We start from the raw sequence: 19,050 nt of genomic DNA on the forward strand, positions 1-19,050 counted from the left end.
GGATGGCCGCCGGGCCATCCCGATCCTGGAGAGCTGCATGGACATCAAGGCGAAGCTCGTCACCAGCACCAGCCTGATGCTGCTGGGCGCGGTGGCGATTTCCGTGACCAGCCTGATCGCGGTGCACGGCATCGCGTCCGGCGTGCGCACGCTGACGACGGAATCGCTGCCGCTGCAGGTGCGCAGCAACGAACTCCAGCGCGCGTATGCGGAACTCGCGGTGGAGTTCGGCCGGCTCGAGCACGCCCAGGATGCGTCGGAGCGGCAGCAGTCGTCGTCGGAGATCGAAACGCAATTGCAGCGGATCTCCGGCATCACGGCCGCCGTGCGCGCGATCGACGGGCACGGCATCGACGAACCGTCCACCGACCTGCGGACGATGCTCGGGTCGATGAACGAAGGCGTCGACAAGCGCCTGCGCGGCGATGCGCAACTCGTCGCCGAACGCCGGCTGATCGAACGCGTGCAGACACGGGGCGCCACGTTGCTGACCGAGATCGGCAAGGAAACCGGGCGGCTGGACAACGACGCCGATGCGGCGGTGAGCGGCGCGCTCGCGGCCAATACCGCATACAACCGGACGATTCATGCGCTCGATCAGGTACGCATGAACGTCAAGGACGTCATCACCGCCGCCGGCCGCGTCGACGTCGCGCCGAACCGTTACCGGCTCGCGCCGCTGCGCGAACGCATGCAGGCGTCGATCGACGGCGCGCGCAATGCGCTCGCGATCGCGGCGCCGAATCTCGATGCCGCGACCGCGCAGGGCGTGACGAGCGCGCTCGGGCGCGTGTCGGCCGACATCCTCGATGGCCACGACGGCCTCGTCGCGCTGCGCGGCGCCATGTTCGCCGAGCCGTCCGTCGCACCGCGCTACCGTGCGAAAGAGGACCGGGTGCTGCAGTCGCTCGATGCGCTGGACGCGAAGCTCGCGGAGGTCGCGGATCCGTTCGCGTTGCAGATCGTCAAGGCGCGACAGCGCCTCGACGAGGCGATCGAATTCCGGCGGCGCGCCGCGCGGGTCGAGTCGCTGTCGTCGGTCGTGAGCGGCGGCATCAACGCATTGGCGTTCGACCTGCGCATGATCGCGCAAAGCGACAGCGCCGACCGTCTGAAGCGCGCCGACGACGAGCTGCGAAGGAGCATCGGCGCGCTGACCACGTCCGCCGGCGCGCTGCGCGATGCGCTCGTCGCGGACGGCCCGGGCAACGCGAAGCGTGCACAGGATGTCGTCGGGCTGACCACGGCGCTGGCGGGTTCCGCGCGCCGCATCCTGGCGGTGAAGTCCGACATGCTGGCGAACGACATGGCCATGCAGGGCATCGTCGCTGACGTCGACACGACTGCCAATCGCCTCGCGGCCTACACGGAGCAGGAGGCCGTGCGTGTCGATCTTCAGCAGCGCGGCATCGTCTCGGACGTCTATCGGGCCGTGGCAACCGCGATCGTAATGATCGTGGGGGTATCGTTCCTGCTCGCGATCGGCGGGCTGGTGATCAGCCATCGGCTCGGTGCGTCGATCTCCGGGCCGCTGTCGAAACTGACGCGCACGATGGCCCGCATTCGCAGCGGCAGCGACCTGTCGTTGCGCATGGCGCACAAAGGCAGCGACGAAGTCGCGGCGCTGATCGCCGGCTTCAACATGATGCTCGACGAAATCGAGCGCCGCGACGTCGATCTGCAGGCGGCGATCGCCACGGCCGAAGCCGCGAATTCGGCGAAATCGGAGTTCCTCGCGCGGATGAGCCACGAGATCCGCACGCCGATGAACGGCGTGCTCGGCATGACCGAACTGCTGCAGCGCACGCGGCTGACGTCGAAGCAGCGCAAGTTCGTCGACACCGTGTATCGATCCGGCGAGACGCTGCTCGTCCTCATCGACGACATTCTGGATTTCTCGAAGATCGAGGCGGGCAAGCTGAGGCTGGAGCGCATCGATTTCAATCTGCATCAGTTGCTCGACGACGTCGTCGCGCTGCTGGAGCCCAACGCGCGACGCAAGGAGCTTGCGCTCGTGTACAAGCGCGGCGACACCGTTCCGGAATGGATGCGCGGCGACCCGGTGCGGTTGCGCCAGGTGCTCACGAACCTGCTGGGCAATGCCATCAAGTTCACCGAGCACGGGCATGTTGAGCTCAGCGCCTCGTATTCGGACGACGGCCGCATCGTGTTCGCGATCGCCGACAGCGGCATCGGCATCGCCCCGCAGGTGGCCGCGCAGTTGTTCCGGCCGTTCCAGCAGGCCGACAACTCGATCGCGCGCAAATACGGGGGAACCGGGCTCGGTCTCGTGATTTCCCGCCAGCTGGCCGAGATGATGGGCGGCACGCTCACGCTCGAATCGACGCCCGGCAAGGGCTCGGTATTTACCGTGACGACCCGGTTCGAGCCGGCTTCCGGCGAGGTCGGCATCGCAGCGGATGCAAGACCGTCGCTCGCCGGCCTGAAGGTGCTGATCGTGGACGACAGCGAAACCGATCGCAGCGTGCTGCTCGAACATGCGATCGAATGGCAGCTGTGCGTCGCCACGGCGATCGGCGGCGACGACGCGCTGTCGCAGTTGCGCGCGGCGGTCGCCGAAGGCGCTCCGTTCGATCTCGCGATCGTCGACGTGCGGATGCCGGGGATGGACGGTATCTCGCTCGTGCAGCACATCCGTCACGATCCGTCGCTGCGTGCGCTCAGGATCATCACGCTGACCGCGTTCGAGATGATGGACAGCATCCAGGTCGCGCACGAACTCGGCATCGCCGCCCGGCTGACGAAGCCGCTCCATGGCGCCGACCTCTATACGGCCATCGCGTCGGCGATGCACGTGATGCCGTCGCGGCTGACGCCGGCCGAGCCGGTATCCGACGACGTCGGCGCGGACCCGGGCCGACCGCTCGGCGCGATCTCGGCGCGTGTGCTGCTGGTGGAGGACAACGTCGTGAATCAGCAGATCGCGCTCGCGATGCTGGAGGACACCGCCTATCAGGTCGCCGTGGCCGACGACGGCGAGCAGGCACTGAAACTGCTGGCGGACGACGTATTCGACGTCGTTCTGATGGACTGCCAGATGCCGAAGCTCGACGGCTTCGAGGCGACGCGGCAGTTGCGCCGCCGCGAAGCCGAAGCCGGTGCGCCGCGTATGCCGGTCATCGCGTTGACGGCCAATGCGCTCAGCGGCGATCGCGAGCGCTGCCTGGCCGCGGGCATGGACGACTATCTCGGCAAGCCGTTCCGCCGCGATGCGCTGCTGCAGGTGCTCGCGCGCCATGTCGGCGGCGCGGCATGCGCGGCGGCATCCGGAAGCGATGCGGCACCGACGGGCGCCGGCGTCGAAACGAATCCGGAAGCGGGCGGCGAAGCCGCCGCCGATCCGGACGACGACGCAAGCGTGATCGACCGCAAGGCGCTCGATGCATTGCGCGCGCTTCAGCGGCCGGGCCGTCCGGATATCCTGACGCGGATCATCGACCAGTTCACGGCGGATGCGCCGCGGCTGATCCGCGACATGCATGCGGCGGTCGAAGCGGGCGATCCCGACGCGCTGAAGCTGGCCGCCCATACGCTGAAATCGAGCAGCGCGAACGTCGGTGCGCACCTGCTGTCGGCGCGTTGCCGCGAAATCGAGCGGCTGGCGCGCGCCGCCGACGTGCGCGCGGCGGCGGAACTGGTCGCCGGTACGGACGCGGAATTCGGGCACGCACACGCGGCGCTGATCGCGGAGCGCGTCGAAGGTTGAATGGACGCCGGCCGATCGCCACGGCGATCGCGCGTCGGCAAAACAGGAGGACGGTCGTGAACCAGGAACATGCCGATGTGCCGGCGATTCTGATCATCGATGACGACGCAATGACGCGGATGCTGGTCGTGGAGACGCTCGAACCCGAAGGCTTTCGCGTCGAGGAAGCGACGGGGCCGCAGGAGGGCATCGACGCGTTCCTGCGTCATCGTCCGGTCGTCGTGCTGCTCGACGTCGAAATGCCCGGCGGCGACGGCTTCGACTGTTGCCGGGCGTTGCGTGCGTTGCCGGAGGGGCGCCGCGTGCCGATCGTCATGCTCACGGGCAACGACGACGACGCGTCGATCGCCAGCGCGTTCGATGCGGGCGCAACCGATTTCGTGTCCAAGCCGATGCGGTGGAAACTGCTCGGCTACCGGATCCGCTATCTGCTGCGCGCGGCCGCGGCGGTCGAAAAGCTCGCGACGACGGAGGTCAGCCTCACGCATGCGCAGGCGCTTGCGCACCTCGGCAACTGGGAATACCAGGCCGGGCGGACGGACGGCTACTGGTCGCCGGAGCTGTACCGGATTCTCGGGCTCGACGCCGCACACACGCCGCCCACGTTCGAACGACTCGTGCAGGCGGTTCCGCCCGACGAGCAGCCGATGCTCGTGCAGTCCTACACGAGCCTTCGCACCGAAGGCGTCGCGTTCTCGCTCGAGCATCGGCTGATCCATGCGGACGGCACCGAGCGCTGCGTGCTGCACCAGGCGGAGTCCGGCCGCGACCCGAACCACGCGATCATCCTGCGCGGCATCGTCCAGGACATCACCGAACGCAAGATGCAGCAGGGGCGCATCGAATACCTGGCCAATCACGACGCGCTGACCGGCCTGCCGAATCGCAACCTGCTCGGCGACCGGATGGAGCAGGCGATGTCGCAGGCGCGGCGCACCGGGCAGCTGATCGCGGTGATGGTGCTCGACCTGGACCGCTTCAAGCACGTCAACGACAGCTTCGGCCACTCGGTCGGCGACGGACTGCTGCGGGTCGTCGCCGCGCGCCTGAAAAGCTCCGTGCGCGACGGCGACACGGTCGCGCGGCTCGGCGGCGACGAATTCGTCGTGATGCTGGTCAACCTGCCGACACCGTCGGACGCGGACGTCATCGCCCGCAAGATCCTGGATACCTTCATTGCGCCGTTCGTGCTCGACGGGCATGACCTGCACGTGACGACCAGCGTCGGCGTCAGCCTCTTCCCGACGGACGGGACCGACGCGGAGACGCTGCTGAAGACGGCCGATGCCGCGCTGTATTGCGCAAAGGAACACGGGCGCAACTGCTACAGCTTCTATACGCGCGAACTGGGCGCCCGCGTCGAAGAGCAGACCATCCTCGAAAACGCGCTGCATCAGGCCGTCGCGAACAGCGAACTGGAGCTGTACTACCAGCCGAAGGTCGATCTCAAGACCGGCCAGATCAGCGGCGTCGAAGCGCTGATTCGCTGGCGACGTCCGGGGATCGGCGTGATTCCGCCCGACCGGTTCATCCCGATCGCCGAAGAAAGCGGGCTGATTCTGCCGATCGGGGAATGGGTGTTGCGTACCGCGTGCGCACAGGCCGTCGCGTGGCGCCGGGAAGGGCATCCGCCGATTCGGATTGCCGTCAATCTGTCCGCACGCCAGTTCCGGCAGCAGGACGTGGCCGAGATGGTGCGCACGGCGCTCGCGGAAACCGGTCTCGAACCGCACTCGCTCGAACTGGAGCTGACCGAAAGCGTGCTGATGCAGGACTGCAACGCGATCGCACAAACGTTGCGCGAGCTGAAGACGCTCGGCGTCGTGCTGTCGCTGGACGACTTCGGCACCGGCTATTCGAGTCTGTCGTACCTGAAGGACTTGCCGATCGACGTCGTCAAGATCGACCGTTCGTTCCTCAGCGACGTCACCACCAGCGCGGAAGGCGCGTCGTTGACGCGCTCGATCATCGCGATGGCGGAGTCGCTGCACATGGAGACGGTGGCCGAAGGAGTGGAAACGGAAGCACAGCTGTCGTTCCTGAACCGGCATCGCTGTCATGCGATGCAGGGCTATTACTTCAGCCATCCGGTCACCGGCGACGCGATCGCCGACATGTTGTCCGCCGGCTCGGAACTCCCCGAGCACTGCCGGCAGCGCGAGCTGCTGCACCGTACGCTGCTGCTGGTGGACGACGACCGTGCGGTGCTGCAGATGCTCAGGCAGGCGCTCGGCCGCGACGGCTACGAGATTCTCGACACCACCGATCCCGACGAAGCGGTCGACCTGCTCGCCCAGCATCGCGTCGGCGTGATCGTGTCGGATTTCCGGATGCCGAGCGTATCGGGAGTCGACCTGCTGCAGCGTGTCAAGGCACTGTACCCGGACATCGTGCGCATCCTGCTGTCCAGCTACGGCGATGGGGCGTCGATCGTCGATGCGTCCGGCAACGGATCCGTTCAGAAGCTGCTGATCAAGCCATGGGACGTCGCGCTGCTGCGCAAGCACATTGCCGAGTCGTTCCAGCGGTTCGAGCACACGTCGCTGAGTGGGGCAGACCTTGGCGTGGCCCGCCTCGGCACGCGCGCGTCTCCGCTGCGGTTTCTCGACGCGCCGGAACCGCGCGATCGCGGTTGAGCGGCGGCCGGGATGCGCCGCGCGCGAATTTCGACGCGTGGCGCGATCTCGCCGGGAGCCGATTTTCAGGTGGTTTGACGAGCCGATTCTTCTGTCGCGGAATAGGCAGCTGGATAAAGCGATGCATCTGTCCGGATAGTTTCTTGTCGTGATGCCGCAATCGATGCGCAAAACTCGTGCGGCACGTCGTGCGCCCGAATTGATTGCCCAAAGATGCCGTGCGAGCGCTGAATGAATTTCGGCTGGCGGGAAAATTTCGAGGTCTAAATCGTCAATCGATCACCATCACGGCGCAAGGAAAACGAACCGCGGCACTCGCTCCGTACGATAGGGAGCGTGCGGCAGCGGCGGCAGCGCCCGGGTTGCTCGACGTGACGCCGGACGCCCACCGGCATTCGATGCCCGGGCGGCCAGGGGGATCGCCCGGTAATCGAAAATTGAATAAATGCATGAATTGTGCACGGTCCGGAACATCATTCCGCGCGAAGCAGTAAAGTTGTTAATTTGGACGACGATCACAGAGTTGGGGCGGCATTAATTTCCGGAGTACCGAGATCCGGATTTGCTTTTTTTCACAGGCATTTTCATAAATACATTTCGACGCTAAATTATTTGAAAACACCGAAAAAATTGTCTATACCCTAGACGAAATGGCTTGATCCGCATCGTGCCGATGCGGCTACGCAACAAGCGAGCGCCGGCGGTGGCAGATTCCATTGCAGACGGCCGCGCGTTGCAGCGATCGAACGGATTCGAGGGGATGCGAATGCCCGATGCCAGGGCTGCCGCATGAGTCGTGAATGGGCGAACGCCGTGCGCGCCATCGAAGCAACGCCGCGTCTTTACATTCAACGGTCGATCACCGACCCCGTCACACGGAGGTTGTCATGCTGCACTACGTCAAATCCCTGCTGCGCGATGAACGCGGCGTCAGCTCGCTCGAATATGCGGTTCTCGCCGGCATCGTCGTCGTCGCGCTGGCGGCGGTCGGGGTGATCCTGAGCAGCAATACCGGCGGCCTCCCGGCCATATTCACGTCGCTGATCAACAAGGTCACCGCGCTGATCTGATCCCCCTGAACCCGCGCGCCGCCGACGAACATAAGGATCCGCCGCGGTACGACGTATCCAGCCGGGGCGCGCCGATGGACGGCTCTCCGATGCTCTATCTCGTACAGTCGGCGGCGACGCTCGTGCTGATGTCGCTCGTGCTGCAGGACGTGCGCACGCGGCGCCTGTCGAACCGCACGGTGCTCGCGTTCGCCATGCTGTACTTCGTCGCGGCCGCGCTCGCGCGCGAAGGGCTCGCGCAGCTCGCCGGTCACGTGGCGACCGCCGTGGCGATGCTGCTGCTGTTCGGCGGACTGCGTCACGCCGGCTGGATCGGCGGCGGCGACGTGAAGCTGGCGGCGGCCGTGTTCCTGTGGGCCGGCCCGGCGCTCGCGTTCCCGGTGTTGATGATCGTCGGTGCGAGCGGCGCCGCATGCGGCCTTGCCGTGCTCGCGGCCGTTGCGTGGCAGCGTCGTCGCATGGCGCCGGCGCGCGCGATCGAGATGCGCGGCGTGCCGTACGGCATCGCGCTCGCGTTCGGCGGCGCACTGGCCGTCTGGACGCCGTTTCCCCACACGGTTTCTCTCACCTAGCGGGAACGCACGCCGCCATGCCCAAACCTCTGAGAATGGCCGTGCTGATCATCGCTGCCGCCGTCGGTGCGTTCATCCTGCGCCAGCTTTATGTCTCCGCGTCGACGCCGTCGGCGCCCGGCACGTCGAGCGACGTCAACGTGCGCGTGGCGGCGGCCGACCTGCCCGAAGGGCTGCTGCTGCGCGACAACGATCTCGCGTGGAAGCGCATGCCGCGCGCGCAGGTGCCGGCCGGTGCGTTCGTCGAGTCCCAGCCGGGCGTGGACCTCAAGGGCGCGCTGCTGCGCAACCGGGTCGACGCCGGTGCGCCGATTCGCGCGGACAACGTGATTTCGGCCGGCGCGCCGGACTTTCTCGCGGCCGCGCTGCAACCGGGCATGCGCGCGATCTCGGTACCGGTCGACGACGTGTCGGGCAACGCAGGGCTGATTCAGCCGGGCGACTTCGTCGACGTCGTGCTCACGCAGCAGATCGGCGGGTCCGCGACGACACCCGGGACCTTCGAAGCGGAGACGGTGGTGCGCCGCGCGCGCGTGCTCGCGGTCGGCTCGGAATTCCAGCGCGCGAAGACGGCTGCGAGCGCGCCCGACGCGCCGGTGCGCGCGCGGACGGTCACGCTCGAGGTCGCGCCGCGCACCGCACAGGTCGTGCTGGTCGCGACGCGCCTCGGTTCACTGTCGCTCGCGCTGCGCAGCTTCGCAACGAGCGACCGCCGCGAGGCCGCGGGCGGCGACGAACAGGAGCCCGATACGCCGCCGGTGTGGGCCGGCGACGTATCGCGCGCGTTCCGCGACGCGACGCGCTCGCCGTCCGCGCGGACCGACGCCGGCGCGCGGCCGGCCCCGCAGGGCAACACGGTCGTGATCTATCGCGGTTCGTCGGTGGACGACGGCTCGCGCGGCAGTGGCGGCGGCGGTGTCGGCACGCCCGGTATTCCGCCGCTGCCGTCCGGCTGGCCGGGCATGCCGCCTGCGCCCGCGGCCGGCAATGCCGCCGCCGACGCGACGGCGCAAGTGCCGCGGGCGGCGGCCGCGCAGTGACGCGATGACGAGATGTCGATTCGGAACCGGCCGCCCGACGGCCGGCATTTGACGGGAACACGCATGGTGCGCATGGTTCGTTGGATCGCTTTCTGGTGCCTGGCCTGCGTCGTCGCGCCGGGCGCCGCGCTCGCGCAGCGCGCCCAGGCGGCGGACGCCGGCGCGGCGTTGTCGATCGCGACCGGCAAGGGCGAGATGCTGTCGCTGCCGGAACCGGCGACCGCGATGTTCGTCGCGGACCCGAGCATCGCGGACATTCAGGTGCCGTCGCCGCGCACCGTATTCGTGTTCGGCAAGAAGGCCGGCACGACCACGCTGATCGCGCTCGGCGCGAATCATCGGCCGATCCTGCGCAGGACCGTGATCGTGCAAGTCGACACCGCATCGCTGCAGACGGTGCTCGACAGCCGGTTTCCGCAGTTGAAGCTGTCGGTGTCCGGCGCGCCGGGCTCGCTGATGGTGTCGGGCAAGGTGCCGAGCGCGGCCGACGCGGACGCGGTGATGCAATCGCTCGCGCCTTATGTGAGCGACAAGGAAAAGATCGTCAACCGGCTCACGCTGTCGCGCCCGATTCAGGTGAACCTGCGTGTGCGCGTGACGGAAGTGAGCCGCAACATCACGCAGCAGCTCGGCATCAACTGGAGTTCGCTCGGCGCGGCAGGCAACTTCATCGGCGGGCTGTTCAACGGGCGTACGCTGTTCGATCCGACGAACAAGCTGTTCAACCTGGCGCCGAGCGGTGCGTATTCGGTGCTGGGCGGCTTCCATACGGGACGCTGGTCGATCGACGTCGTGCTCGACGCGCTCGATCAGGAAGGGCTGATCACGATGCTCGCGGAGCCGAATCTCACCGCGATGTCCGGCCAGACCGCGAGCTTCCTCGCGGGCGGCGAAATCCCGATTCCGGTCGCGCAGGCCGGCACCACGACCGGCGCGATCACGGTCGAGTTCAAGCCGTTCGGCGTGTCGCTCGACTTCACGCCGACCGTGCTCGCCGACAACCGGATCAGCCTGAAGGTGCGCCCCGAAGTGAGCGAGGTCGATCCGAGCAACAGCGTGACGACCGGCGGCGTCACGGTGCCGGGGCTCTCCGTGCGGCGCGTGGAGACGACGGTCGAGCTGTCGAGCGGGCAGAGCTTCGCGATCGGCGGGCTGCTGCAGAGCCAGACGGCCAACACCGTGTCGCAGATCCCGGGGCTCGGCCGGCTGCCGATCATCGGCCGGTTGTTTTCGTCGAAGAACTTCCAGGACAACAAGACCGAGGTCGTCGTGATCGTGACGCCGTACATCGTGCAGCCGACCGGGCCCGGCCAGCTCGAGCAGGCGCTCGACACCGTCGCGCGGCCGAGCAGCGATCTCGAGTTCGCGATTCAGCGCAATCTCGGGCTCGACATGCTGTCGGGCGACACGCCGCGTCTCGTCGGCGCTGCGGGCTTCGTGTACTGACCGGAGGCGCGCGCATGCTAATTCGAACCCTGTTCACCGCATCGTTGCCGCTGGCGCTCGCGGCCTGCCTGTCGACGCCGCCGCCGATCAACCTGCCCGACGCACGCGCGATCGGCTTCGACGGCGTACGTGCGGTGCCGCCCGACTGCGCGAAGCTGATGCAGCCGTCGCATCTCGTCGATGCAGGGTTCGGGCGGCCCGGCGTGCCGTTCGGCTGCGCGACGTACACGAATCTCGCGACGATGCTCGCACGGCCGGAGGACCTCGTCGCGCCCGTGCCGTACGGCGGCGCCGATGCGCAAGTCGCGGCCGACGCGGTGCGCCGCTACGTCGAGGATCGCGTGAAGCAGCCCGCGCCGGGCAAGACATTGACGACGACCGGCTCGCCCGGTCATTGATCCACTTCCCGATGCGATCGCGATGCCACCCATGAACGTCCTCGACCGCCAGAACGCCAAGCGTGCCGCTTCCGCCGGAGCGGCGGATCTCGTCGCCGTCGTGTCCGATGCCGGCAGCGAGGACGTGATCCGCCGCGTCGCGCAAGACCTGTCGATCACGCGCGCCCACGTGCAGCCGGGCAACTGCGACGACGCGATCCGGTTGCTGCAGCAGCACGAGCGCTCGCCGCGCCATCTGATCGTCGACGTGTCCGATTCGGTGCTGCCGGTGTCGGACCTGATGCGGCTCTCGGACGTGTGCGAACCGTCGGTGAGGGTCGTCGCGATCGGCACGCAGAACGACGTCGGGCTGTTCCGCAACCTGCTCGGTATCGGCGTGCAGGACTACATCGTGAAGCCGCTGACCGTCGAGCTGATGCGGCGCGCGCTGACCACGACGGAGGCGGTCGTGCAGGTGCGCACCGGCAAGATCGTCAGCTTCGTCGGCGCACGCGGCGGCGTCGGCACGACGACGATCGCGATCAGCCTCGCGCGCTGCCTGGCGGGCGAGAAGCGGCGGCGCGTGGCCTACGTCGATCTGAACCTGCATGGCGGCAGCGCGAACTCGATGCTCGGGCTGTCGAGCAACAACGGGCTGATCGAATTGCTGAACATGGAACTGCGCCCCGACGATGCGCTGTTCGACCGCATGTTCGTCACCAAGGGCGACCGCCTGCACGTGCTCTCGGCCGAACTCGCGTATGGCGAGGACGCGCTGCTGCGCGACGATGCGATCGCGCAGCTCGTCGACATGTTGAAGGACCGCTTCCATTACGTGTTGTTCGACGTGGGCTATCGTGCCGGCAAGCTGTTCGAGGATGCGCTGGCGGTGTCCGATCTCGTCTACATCGTCGCCGACCGGTCGGTGCATGCCGCGTACGAAGCCGCGCGGCTTGCACGCTTCGTGAAGGAAATGCCGGGCGAGCGGATGCTGTCGATGGTGCTGAACAATCCGCTCGAGCCGGTCAAGGGGCGCGTCCCGCAGTCGGATTTCGAGGACGCGTTCGGCGGTGTGCGGCTACGCGAGCTGCCGCACGACGCGCAGGCGCTCGCGGTCGCGGAGAACCTGGGCGAGCCGATCGAAGGCTCGAAACGGCGCGGCTTCCTGGACGAGATCCGGCTGCTCGCGAACGGCATCACGGGCGAATCGATGGCCGTCGCCGAGCCGTGGTATGCGCGCTTCTTCAAATGGAGGAAAGGATCGTGACGTTCGGTACCCGCAAACGGCCGACGCCGGACGCCGTGCCGGCGGGTTCTCCTGTCGCGCCGCGCGACGGCGCGCCCGCGCCGGGTCCGGCCGCGAACCCGGTGCCGACGCCGGTGCCGGTGTCTGCGTCCACGTCCGCGCGCGCGGCCGCGACGGCCGATACCCAGGAGGCCCTCATCCGCTCCGGCAAGTTCGATGCGATCCGCACCGCGGTGTTCGCGTCGATGAACATGTCGGCCGCGCTGATGAAGACGCGCGACGAAGTGCGGGCGGGCATCGAACAGGTGGCCGCGCACACGGTCGAGCGCGAGCGCCTGAAGATCACCGCGGGCGAGCAGGTGCTGATCGTCGACGCGATCCTGAACGACATGTTCGGCGTCGGGCCGATCGAGCCGCTGCTCGCCGACGACACCGTGTCCGACATCCTCGTCAACGGCCCGGACCAGGTGTACGTCGAGCGCGCGGGCCGGCTCGAACTCACGTCGCTGAAGTTTCGCGACAACGCGCACGTGACGAGCGTCGCGCAGCGGATCGCGGCGGCGGTCGGGCGCCGCGTCGACGAGAGCAGCCCGATGGTCGATGCGCGTCTCGCCGACGGCAGCCGCGTGAACGTGGTACTGCCGCCGATCGCGATGCGCGGCGCGTCGATCTCGATCCGCAAGTTCGCGAAGCGCGACATCACGCTCGCGCGGATGGCACATCAGGGCAACATCTCGCACGGGATGCTGCAGGTACTGAAGATCGCATGCACGTGCCGGCTGAACATCGTGATCTCGGGCGGCACCGGCTCGGGCAAGACGACACTGCTCAACGCGCTGTCGCAGCACATCGAGGAGCACGAGCGGATCGTGACGATCGAGGACGCGGCCGAGCTGCAACTGCTGCAGCCGCACGTGGTGAGTCTCGAGACACGGCCCGAGAACACGGAAGGGCTCGGCGGCATCTCGCAGCGCGATCTCGTGCGCAACGCGCTGCGGATGCGGCCGGATCGCATCATCCTCGGCGAGATCCGCGGCGCGGAGGCGTTCGACGTGCTGCAGGCGATGAACACGGGCCACGACGGCTCGATGACGACGATCCATGCGAACTCGCCGCGCGACGCGATCAGCCGGCTCGAAAGCATGGTCATGATGGCGAACGCGAATCTGCAGCTGCTGTCGATCCGGCGCCAGATCGCGAGCGCCGTGCATCTGTTCGTGCAGGTCGAGCGGATGCGCGACGGCGTGCGCCGCGTGACGCGGATCACCGAGATCGTCGGGATGGAAGGCGAAGTCGTGATCACGCAGGACCTGTTCGCGTTCCGTCAGGAAGGCGACACGACGCGCGATGCGGTGAAGGGCGTGTTCGAGGCGTCGTCGCTGCGGCCGGCCTTCGCGCCCCGGGCCGCGTACTACGGCGTCGAGGACGCGCTCTCCGAGGCATTCAGGCAATGAGGACGGCGGACCTGCTCGCGCTCGGCGCCTTCGCCGTGATCCTCGCGGTGGGGCTCGCGCTGTCCGCGTTACTGGACCGCGCGCGCCAGACGCCGGAGCAGCGCATCCGCGCGCGGCTGCAGCGCATTGCGCCATCGCTGGCCGGCCGGGACGCCGGTGCGGCCGCCGGGGCCGGTGTCGCGCTGTTCAACCTGCCGCGCCGGCAAACCCGCGTGCGGGCATGGGTGCAGCGCTACGTGACGCGCGTGCGCGCGGTCGGCGGCGAGCGCGGGCTGCGGATCGTCGTCGCGAGCACGATTCTCGGCGCCATCGCCGCGATCGTCGCGGTGAAGCTGGTGGCGCTGCCGCAGGTGACGCATCCGGCGATTTACGTCGGACTGCCGCTGATCGCGATGCGCGCGAGCTACCGCGCGCTGGTCGAGCGCTTCCGGCTGCGCTTTCTGGAGGCGTTCCCCGACGCGATCGACCTGATCGTGCGGGCGGTGCGCGCGGGCATTCCGGTCACGCAGGCGATCAGCACGGTCGGCGACAGCGCGGCCGAGCCGGTGCGCTCGACTTTCCGCACGATGGGCGACAGCCTGCGCGTCGGCGCGGATCTGAAGGACGTGCTGACGCAGGCGGCGGACCGGCTGATGATCGCGGACTTCTCGTTCTTCACCGTCTACCTGCTGCTGCAGCGCGAGACGGGCGGCAGCCTCGGCGAGACGCTCGACGAGTTGTCGAGCATCATTCGCACGCGCCGCGACATCCGTCTGAAGACACGCGCGCTGACCGCCGAAGGGCGGATCACGACGAAGATCATCTCGGCGGTGCCGTTCGTGATGATCGGTGCGCTGTTCCTCGTGAACCGCACGTACGTGATGCTGCTGTTCGACACGCATGCCGGACGCGTGATGCTGACGATCGCCGCGGTGCTGCTGACGATCGGACTGGTGACGATTCACAAGATCTCGAAACTGGATACCGCGCGATGACGATGTCGATGCTGGCCGCCCGCGGCCTCGAACTGTTGCTGCTGATCGCGTGCGTCGCGGCGGCGCTCGCGAAGCCGGGCGGCGGCACGCGCCGGCGGATCGCCGTGCGCGTGCAGCAGGCCGCGGGACAACGGCCGCCGTCGCTGGGAGCGGGGCGCCTGCAGCCGGGCGACATGCGTCAGGATCTGACGCGACGGCTTGCGCAGCTCGGCGAGCGGCTGCCCGTGCTCGATCCGATGCAGCGCGCGAAGCTCGGGCTGCAGCTGACGCGCGCGGGCTTTCGCGAGCGGCGCGCGGTGTCGTCGATGATCGGCATCAAGCTCAGCTGCGGCGTGCTGTTCGCCGGCGTCGCGATCGTGTTCAGTCCGTATATTCCGCGCTTCGGCGAATACTTCGTGATCCGGGCCGTCGCGATGGTCGCCGCGTTCGTGGTCGGCGTGATCGTGCCGGAATACGTGCTCGGCGCGATGATCCGGCGCCGCCGGCGGATCATCGCCGCGTGCTTTCCGGATGCGCTCGACCTGCTCGTGATCTGCACGATGGCCGGCAACAGCCTCGTATCGGGCGTGCGGCGCGTCGCGCGCGAACTCGATCGCATCTGCCCGCCGCTCGCGGACGAGCTGACGGTATGCGCGGACGAGCTGACGCTGAGCGGCAACGTGTCCGAAGCGCTCACGCATTTCGCGCTCCGTGTCGACTTCGCGTCGGCGCGTTCGCTCGCCACGACGCTCACGCAATCGCAGCGGTTCGGCACACCGATCACGCAGGCGCTGAGGACCCTGTCGCGCAGCGAGCGCACCGAGCAGATCGTCGCGCTCGAGGAGCAGGCCGCGAAGCTCGCACCGAAGATCACGCTGCCCATGATGCTGTTCATCCTGCCGACGGTCGGCCTGATCGCGGCAGGCCCGGCGGCCATCCGTTTGCTCGAGGTGTTCAAATGACAGGCTCCGCCATGCGCGCGTTCGCTTTCGCGGTCGTGCTGCCGCTGCTCGCCGGCGGCTGCGCGCCGGGCATCCAGACGAGGGCGGCGCTGTCGCACCGGAGCGACGACCCTCAGGCCGAATTGCGCATTGCCGACAGCGCGCTTGCCGGCGGCAACGTCGATCTCGCGTCGACGCTGTACGGGAAGGTGCTCGCGCGGCATCCCGACTCGCTCGCGGCGCAACTGGGGCTCGCCGACGTCAACTATCGCGCCGGCGATCTGGAGCGCGCACGCATCCTTTACGAGCAGGCACGGCAGCAAGCGCCCGCGGAACTCGGGCCGCAGGTCGGGCTCGCGCGCGTCGCGTTGCGGCAGCGGCGGCTCGACGAGGCCGGCCGCCGCTATCGCGACCTGCTCGCCGCCCAGCCGAACCTGCCGCTTGCGGCGCAAGGGCTCGGCACGGTGCTCGACCTGCAGGGCCGCCACGAGGACGCACAGGCCGTGTACCAGGACGCGTTGCGCGCCCATCCGGACGCGCAGGGGCTGCGCATCGACCTCGGGCTGTCGCTCGTGCTGAGCAATCGTCCGCGCGAGGGCGTGAACGTGCTGCTCGACGTGGCCGGGTTGCCCGACGCGCCGTGGCAGGCGCGCCAGAACCTCGCGTTCGCGTATGGCGTGCTCGGCAACACCGATTCGGCGAAGAAGCTGCTGTCCGCGGATCTGCCTGCGTCGGCGGTGACCGACAATCTGCGCGTGTACCAGGCGGTGCGTGCGCGGCTCGCGTCGCGCCCGGTCGCCGATGCATCGCGGCCGTTGAGGGGCGCCGCGCTCGAGCCGCGTACCGCTCCGCCCGCCGAGGGGGCCGCAAAATGACACGCGGGGCGATGGGCGCGCGCCACGCGCGCGGTGTCGTATCCCTCGAATTCGTATTGATGCTGCCGTTCCTGCTGATGGTGCTGATCGGCATCATCGACACGAGCCTGCTTCTGTGCGACAAGGCCGTGATCACGAATGCGAGTCGCGAAGCCGCGCGGGCCGGCGTCGTACTGCGCGTGCCGATGCTGACCACGACGCAGATTGCCAACGTCGCGCTGAGTTATACGCAGAACAGCCTGATCACCGGCGGCACGCCGACCACGCCGGTCGTGACCGTGACGCAGGCGAACGGCACGACGTCGGGCACCGCGCTGACGGTCACGGTGACCTACACGTATTCGGGGCTGGTGCTCGGTTCGGCGTTCAGCGCGCTGACCGGCCCGGTGACGATCTCGGCCAGCTCGGTGATGCTCTATGAATGACGCACCCGGCACGCGATGCATCGGCGCCGCGCGCGAACGCGGCTCCGTCGCGCTGTTTTTCCTGATGTTCCTGATTCCGCTGTTGTCGTTCGGTGCGCTGGCGATCGACATCGCGTGGGTCGCCGCGGTGCGCAACCAGCTGCAGAATGCCGCGGATGCGGCCGCGCTCGCGGCGGCCGATGCGATGATGTCGCCGACCGGCGGGGCGCTGAACTGGTCGCAGGCCGCGCCGACGGCGAACGGCGTGATCGCGCGGAATTCGGCGGCGGGCGCGCCGCTGGCGAGCGGCACCGTGACGACCGGCTACTGGAACGTGACGCGCACGCCCGCGTCGATGCAGCCGATCACGATCACGCCCGGCCCCTACGACGTGCCGGCGGTGCAGGTGACCGTATCGCGCGCGCCGGGCGTCAACGGCGGTTCGATTCCGCTGCTGCTCGGCGGGCTGCTGGGCATCCCCGGCGCATCCGGCGGCGCGACCGCGATCGCGGTGCTCGCCGCGCCGGGCGGCGTCGCGGCGGGCGGGCTCTTTCCGATCGCGATCGATCAGTGCGTGTACAACCAGTACTGGAACCCGCTGACCAACCAGCCGCTGATCAATCCGCTCACGGGGTTGCCGTACGAGTTTTCGATCACGAACGGTCAGACGTATGGCTTGCTATGCATGGGCGGCCAGTGGACGTCGTTCCAGTCGACCGCGACCGACACGACGACGATGAGCGGCCTGATGGTGAGCGGCAACCCGACCACGCTCAATATCGGCGACAGCATCTATCTCGCGACCGGCGTGAAGGCGACGCTTTATACGTCGGTGCCGGTCGGCGCGACGGTCGTGCTGCCGGTCGTCACGCAGACGTCGAGCAGTACCTACGTGCCGATCGTCGCGTTCGCGGCGTTCCACATCGACGTGTCGCTGGGCGGCACCTACAAGTACATTCAGGGGCACTTCGTCGCCGGCGTCAAGATGACCGGCGTCGCGACGGGCGTCGGGCCATACTACGGCGTGTACGTGCCGCCGCGGCTGGCGTTGTGACGGTTGCGGGCATCGTGCCGCGCGCGGCGCAGCAGCACCAGCAGCGCGAAGAGCGTCACGGCCGGGCCGAACTGCGGCAGCTGCAGCCACGGATTCAGGTATTCGGCAATCGGCAGCGCCCACATCAGCGCGATCGCGGCCTGTTCGCCGCGCAGCCAGCCGTCGTGCCAGCCGATCGACAGCATGCAGGCGATCGCGATGGCGAGCCACGCGAGCTCGTAGTGCCACACGTACGGATTCGCCACGAGCGTCGCGACCGCCAGCACGGCCGCGCGCACGCGGGTATCGCGCGATTGCATCCATACGACGCAAGCGGCCGCGATCGCGATCGCGGCGATCCCCGCATGCGCGACATACGCGGCGCCGAGCGGCACGCCCGCGAGGCGGAACGTCGCGAACGGCGCCGGCGACGCGAGCCAGAACACGATGCCGTGCTCGAGGACGATCGAGCGCGCGAGGCCCATGCTGCCGGCGAACAGGCGCAGCGACTCGACGCCGCAGATCAGGATGCTCAGCGCGACGAACGCAGCGGTCGCGAGCGCGGCCCACGTGATCGTGCGCCATGCGCGCACGGCGACCAGCACGAACGGGAACAGCATCGCCATCTGCGGCTTGATCGACAGCAGTGCGATGCAGAGGCCGGCCCACAGCGGCCGCCGATCGGCCCAGTAAACGGCCAGCGCCGCACACGATGCGGTCAGGAACGCGTTTTGCCCGAGCGTCGCGGTGACGAACACGCATGGCGCGGCGGCCAGCGCAAGCGTGCCGGTGCGCGATGCGCCGGGAATCGCGCGCAGGCCGGATACGCGCCACGCGGCGAGGCCGAGCATGAACACGCCGAACGCGACGAACAGCGGATAACCGAGCGCGAACGGGAGCAGCGCCAGCGGCGTCACGAGCAGCAGATAGGTGGGCGGGTAGAGCCACGGCGCAAAGACGTCGCGGGGAAGGTTCGGGAACAGCCCGGACGTCAGCCGCGAGAATGCGGAGAAATCGTACGCCTGCGATGGCGCGCCGTGCAGCCCGAGGTACGAGGCGGACCAGAACACCGAGAAGTCGGCGCCCGGACGCGGCAGGACGCTGCCGCTGCCGGACGCATGACGAACGACCGTCACCCAGATGGCAATGAACAGCGCGTACAACGCCAGCATCAGCGTGCTGTACAGGACGACGCGTCGCGACGTGAGCCATGCGACGGCCGGCCGCTCCGGAAGGCGTGCCGATTGCCGGGGGAGGTCCAATTGACGCGGCCCGG

The 19,050-nt window shown here is 68.4% G+C and carries 15 protein-coding genes; 14 read left to right on the top strand and 1 reads right to left on the bottom strand.

Annotated features, from left to right (window positions below; translation table 11 throughout):
* The first annotated feature begins 37 nt into the window (after positions 1 to 37).
* From CFB46_RS10490 to CFB46_RS10555, 14 genes are all read left to right on the top strand, one after another.
* Positions 38 to 3,727, top strand: coding sequence for a response regulator (locus tag CFB46_RS10490; protein ID WP_089499946.1), 3,690 nt, complete (start codon positions 38 to 40; stop codon positions 3,725 to 3,727).
* 56 nt (positions 3,728 to 3,783) lie between these two features.
* The gene (locus CFB46_RS10495; RefSeq protein ID WP_089499947.1) at positions 3,784 to 6,363 is read left to right on the top strand and encodes an EAL domain-containing protein; all 2,580 of its coding nucleotides are present in this window, start codon (positions 3,784 to 3,786) and stop codon (positions 6,361 to 6,363) included.
* An 887-nt stretch (positions 6,364 to 7,250) separates the two neighbouring features.
* Positions 7,251 to 7,433, top strand: coding sequence for a Flp family type IVb pilin (locus CFB46_RS10500; protein WP_027784110.1), 183 nt, complete (start codon positions 7,251 to 7,253; stop codon positions 7,431 to 7,433).
* A gap of 89 nt (positions 7,434 to 7,522) precedes the next feature.
* Entirely contained in the window at positions 7,523 to 8,005 is a 483-nt protein-coding gene (locus CFB46_RS10505) for an A24 family peptidase (protein WP_089500388.1), read from the top strand.
* Between the two features lie 17 nt (positions 8,006 to 8,022).
* Positions 8,023 to 9,045 (top strand): Flp pilus assembly protein CpaB, encoded by a 1,023-nt coding sequence (gene cpaB, locus CFB46_RS10510; RefSeq protein WP_089499948.1) that lies wholly within the window; start codon positions 8,023 to 8,025, stop codon positions 9,043 to 9,045.
* Positions 9,046 to 9,108: 63 nt separating this feature from the next.
* The gene (locus CFB46_RS10515) at positions 9,109 to 10,491 is read left to right on the top strand and encodes a type II and III secretion system protein family protein (protein ID WP_027784113.1); all 1,383 of its coding nucleotides are present in this window, start codon (positions 9,109 to 9,111) and stop codon (positions 10,489 to 10,491) included.
* Positions 10,492 to 10,505: 14 nt separating this feature from the next.
* Entirely contained in the window at positions 10,506 to 10,889 is a 384-nt protein-coding gene (locus tag CFB46_RS10520; RefSeq protein ID WP_089499949.1) for a CpaD family pilus assembly lipoprotein, read from the top strand.
* Between the two features lie 22 nt (positions 10,890 to 10,911).
* On the top strand, positions 10,912 to 12,135 hold the full coding sequence (locus tag CFB46_RS10525; protein WP_089499950.1) for an AAA family ATPase: 1,224 nt from the start codon (positions 10,912 to 10,914) through the stop codon (positions 12,133 to 12,135).
* A complete protein-coding gene (locus CFB46_RS10530; RefSeq protein ID WP_152777518.1) occupies positions 12,117 to 13,568 on the top strand; it encodes a CpaF family protein in 1,452 nt (483 codons plus the stop codon). The genes CFB46_RS10525 and CFB46_RS10530 overlap by 19 nt, the downstream gene beginning before the upstream one ends.
* On the top strand, positions 13,565 to 14,542 hold the full coding sequence (locus CFB46_RS10535; RefSeq protein WP_089499951.1) for a type II secretion system F family protein: 978 nt from the start codon (positions 13,565 to 13,567) through the stop codon (positions 14,540 to 14,542). The genes CFB46_RS10530 and CFB46_RS10535 overlap by 4 nt, the downstream gene beginning before the upstream one ends.
* Complete coding sequence (locus tag CFB46_RS10540; RefSeq protein ID WP_089499952.1) at positions 14,539 to 15,483, top strand: type II secretion system F family protein; 945 nt, start codon at positions 14,539 to 14,541, stop codon at positions 15,481 to 15,483. Before CFB46_RS10535 ends, CFB46_RS10540 begins: the two co-directional genes overlap by 4 nt.
* Positions 15,480 to 16,337: a tetratricopeptide repeat protein gene (locus tag CFB46_RS10545; RefSeq protein ID WP_089499953.1), complete on the top strand. Its 858-nt coding sequence runs from the start codon at positions 15,480 to 15,482 to the stop codon at positions 16,335 to 16,337. The genes CFB46_RS10540 and CFB46_RS10545 overlap by 4 nt, the downstream gene beginning before the upstream one ends.
* The gene (locus CFB46_RS10550) at positions 16,334 to 16,762 is read left to right on the top strand and encodes a TadE/TadG family type IV pilus assembly protein (protein WP_027784120.1); all 429 of its coding nucleotides are present in this window, start codon (positions 16,334 to 16,336) and stop codon (positions 16,760 to 16,762) included. The genes CFB46_RS10545 and CFB46_RS10550 overlap by 4 nt, the downstream gene beginning before the upstream one ends.
* On the top strand, positions 16,755 to 17,795 hold the full coding sequence (locus CFB46_RS10555; protein ID WP_034185410.1) for a TadG family pilus assembly protein: 1,041 nt from the start codon (positions 16,755 to 16,757) through the stop codon (positions 17,793 to 17,795). The genes CFB46_RS10550 and CFB46_RS10555 overlap by 8 nt, the downstream gene beginning before the upstream one ends.
* Here the strand turns inward: CFB46_RS10555 and CFB46_RS10560 are convergent.
* Positions 17,759 to 19,036: a glycosyltransferase family 87 protein gene (locus tag CFB46_RS10560; RefSeq protein WP_373558185.1), complete on the bottom strand. Its 1,278-nt coding sequence runs from the start codon at positions 19,034 to 19,036 to the stop codon at positions 17,759 to 17,761. The two genes, CFB46_RS10555 and CFB46_RS10560, sit on opposite strands and share 37 nt — an antisense overlap.
* Positions 19,037 to 19,050 lie beyond the last annotated feature (14 nt).

The sequence above is a fragment of the Burkholderia sp. HI2761 genome (assembly GCF_002223355.1).
GTDB lineage: Bacteria > Pseudomonadota > Gammaproteobacteria > Burkholderiales > Burkholderiaceae > Burkholderia.

Coding starts and splice junctions, on each gene's coding strand:
- CFB46_RS10490 (WP_089499946.1), top strand. CDS start 38: ATGGACATCAAGGCGAAGCTCGTCACCAGCACCAGCCTGATGCTGCTG.
- CFB46_RS10500 (WP_027784110.1), top strand. CDS start 7,251: ATGCTGCACTACGTCAAATCCCTGCTGCGCGATGAACGCGGCGTCAGC.
- CFB46_RS10505 (WP_089500388.1), top strand. CDS start 7,523: ATGCTCTATCTCGTACAGTCGGCGGCGACGCTCGTGCTGATGTCGCTC.
- cpaB (WP_089499948.1), top strand. CDS start 8,023: ATGCCCAAACCTCTGAGAATGGCCGTGCTGATCATCGCTGCCGCCGTC.
- CFB46_RS10515 (WP_027784113.1), top strand. CDS start 9,109: ATGGTGCGCATGGTTCGTTGGATCGCTTTCTGGTGCCTGGCCTGCGTC.
- CFB46_RS10520 (WP_089499949.1), top strand. CDS start 10,506: ATGCTAATTCGAACCCTGTTCACCGCATCGTTGCCGCTGGCGCTCGCG.
- CFB46_RS10525 (WP_089499950.1), top strand. CDS start 10,912: ATGCCACCCATGAACGTCCTCGACCGCCAGAACGCCAAGCGTGCCGCT.
- CFB46_RS10530 (WP_152777518.1), top strand. CDS start 12,117: ATGGAGGAAAGGATCGTGACGTTCGGTACCCGCAAACGGCCGACGCCG.
- CFB46_RS10535 (WP_089499951.1), top strand. CDS start 13,565: ATGAGGACGGCGGACCTGCTCGCGCTCGGCGCCTTCGCCGTGATCCTC.
- CFB46_RS10540 (WP_089499952.1), top strand. CDS start 14,539: ATGACGATGTCGATGCTGGCCGCCCGCGGCCTCGAACTGTTGCTGCTG.
- CFB46_RS10545 (WP_089499953.1), top strand. CDS start 15,480: ATGACAGGCTCCGCCATGCGCGCGTTCGCTTTCGCGGTCGTGCTGCCG.
- CFB46_RS10550 (WP_027784120.1), top strand. CDS start 16,334: ATGACACGCGGGGCGATGGGCGCGCGCCACGCGCGCGGTGTCGTATCC.
- CFB46_RS10555 (WP_034185410.1), top strand. CDS start 16,755: ATGAATGACGCACCCGGCACGCGATGCATCGGCGCCGCGCGCGAACGC.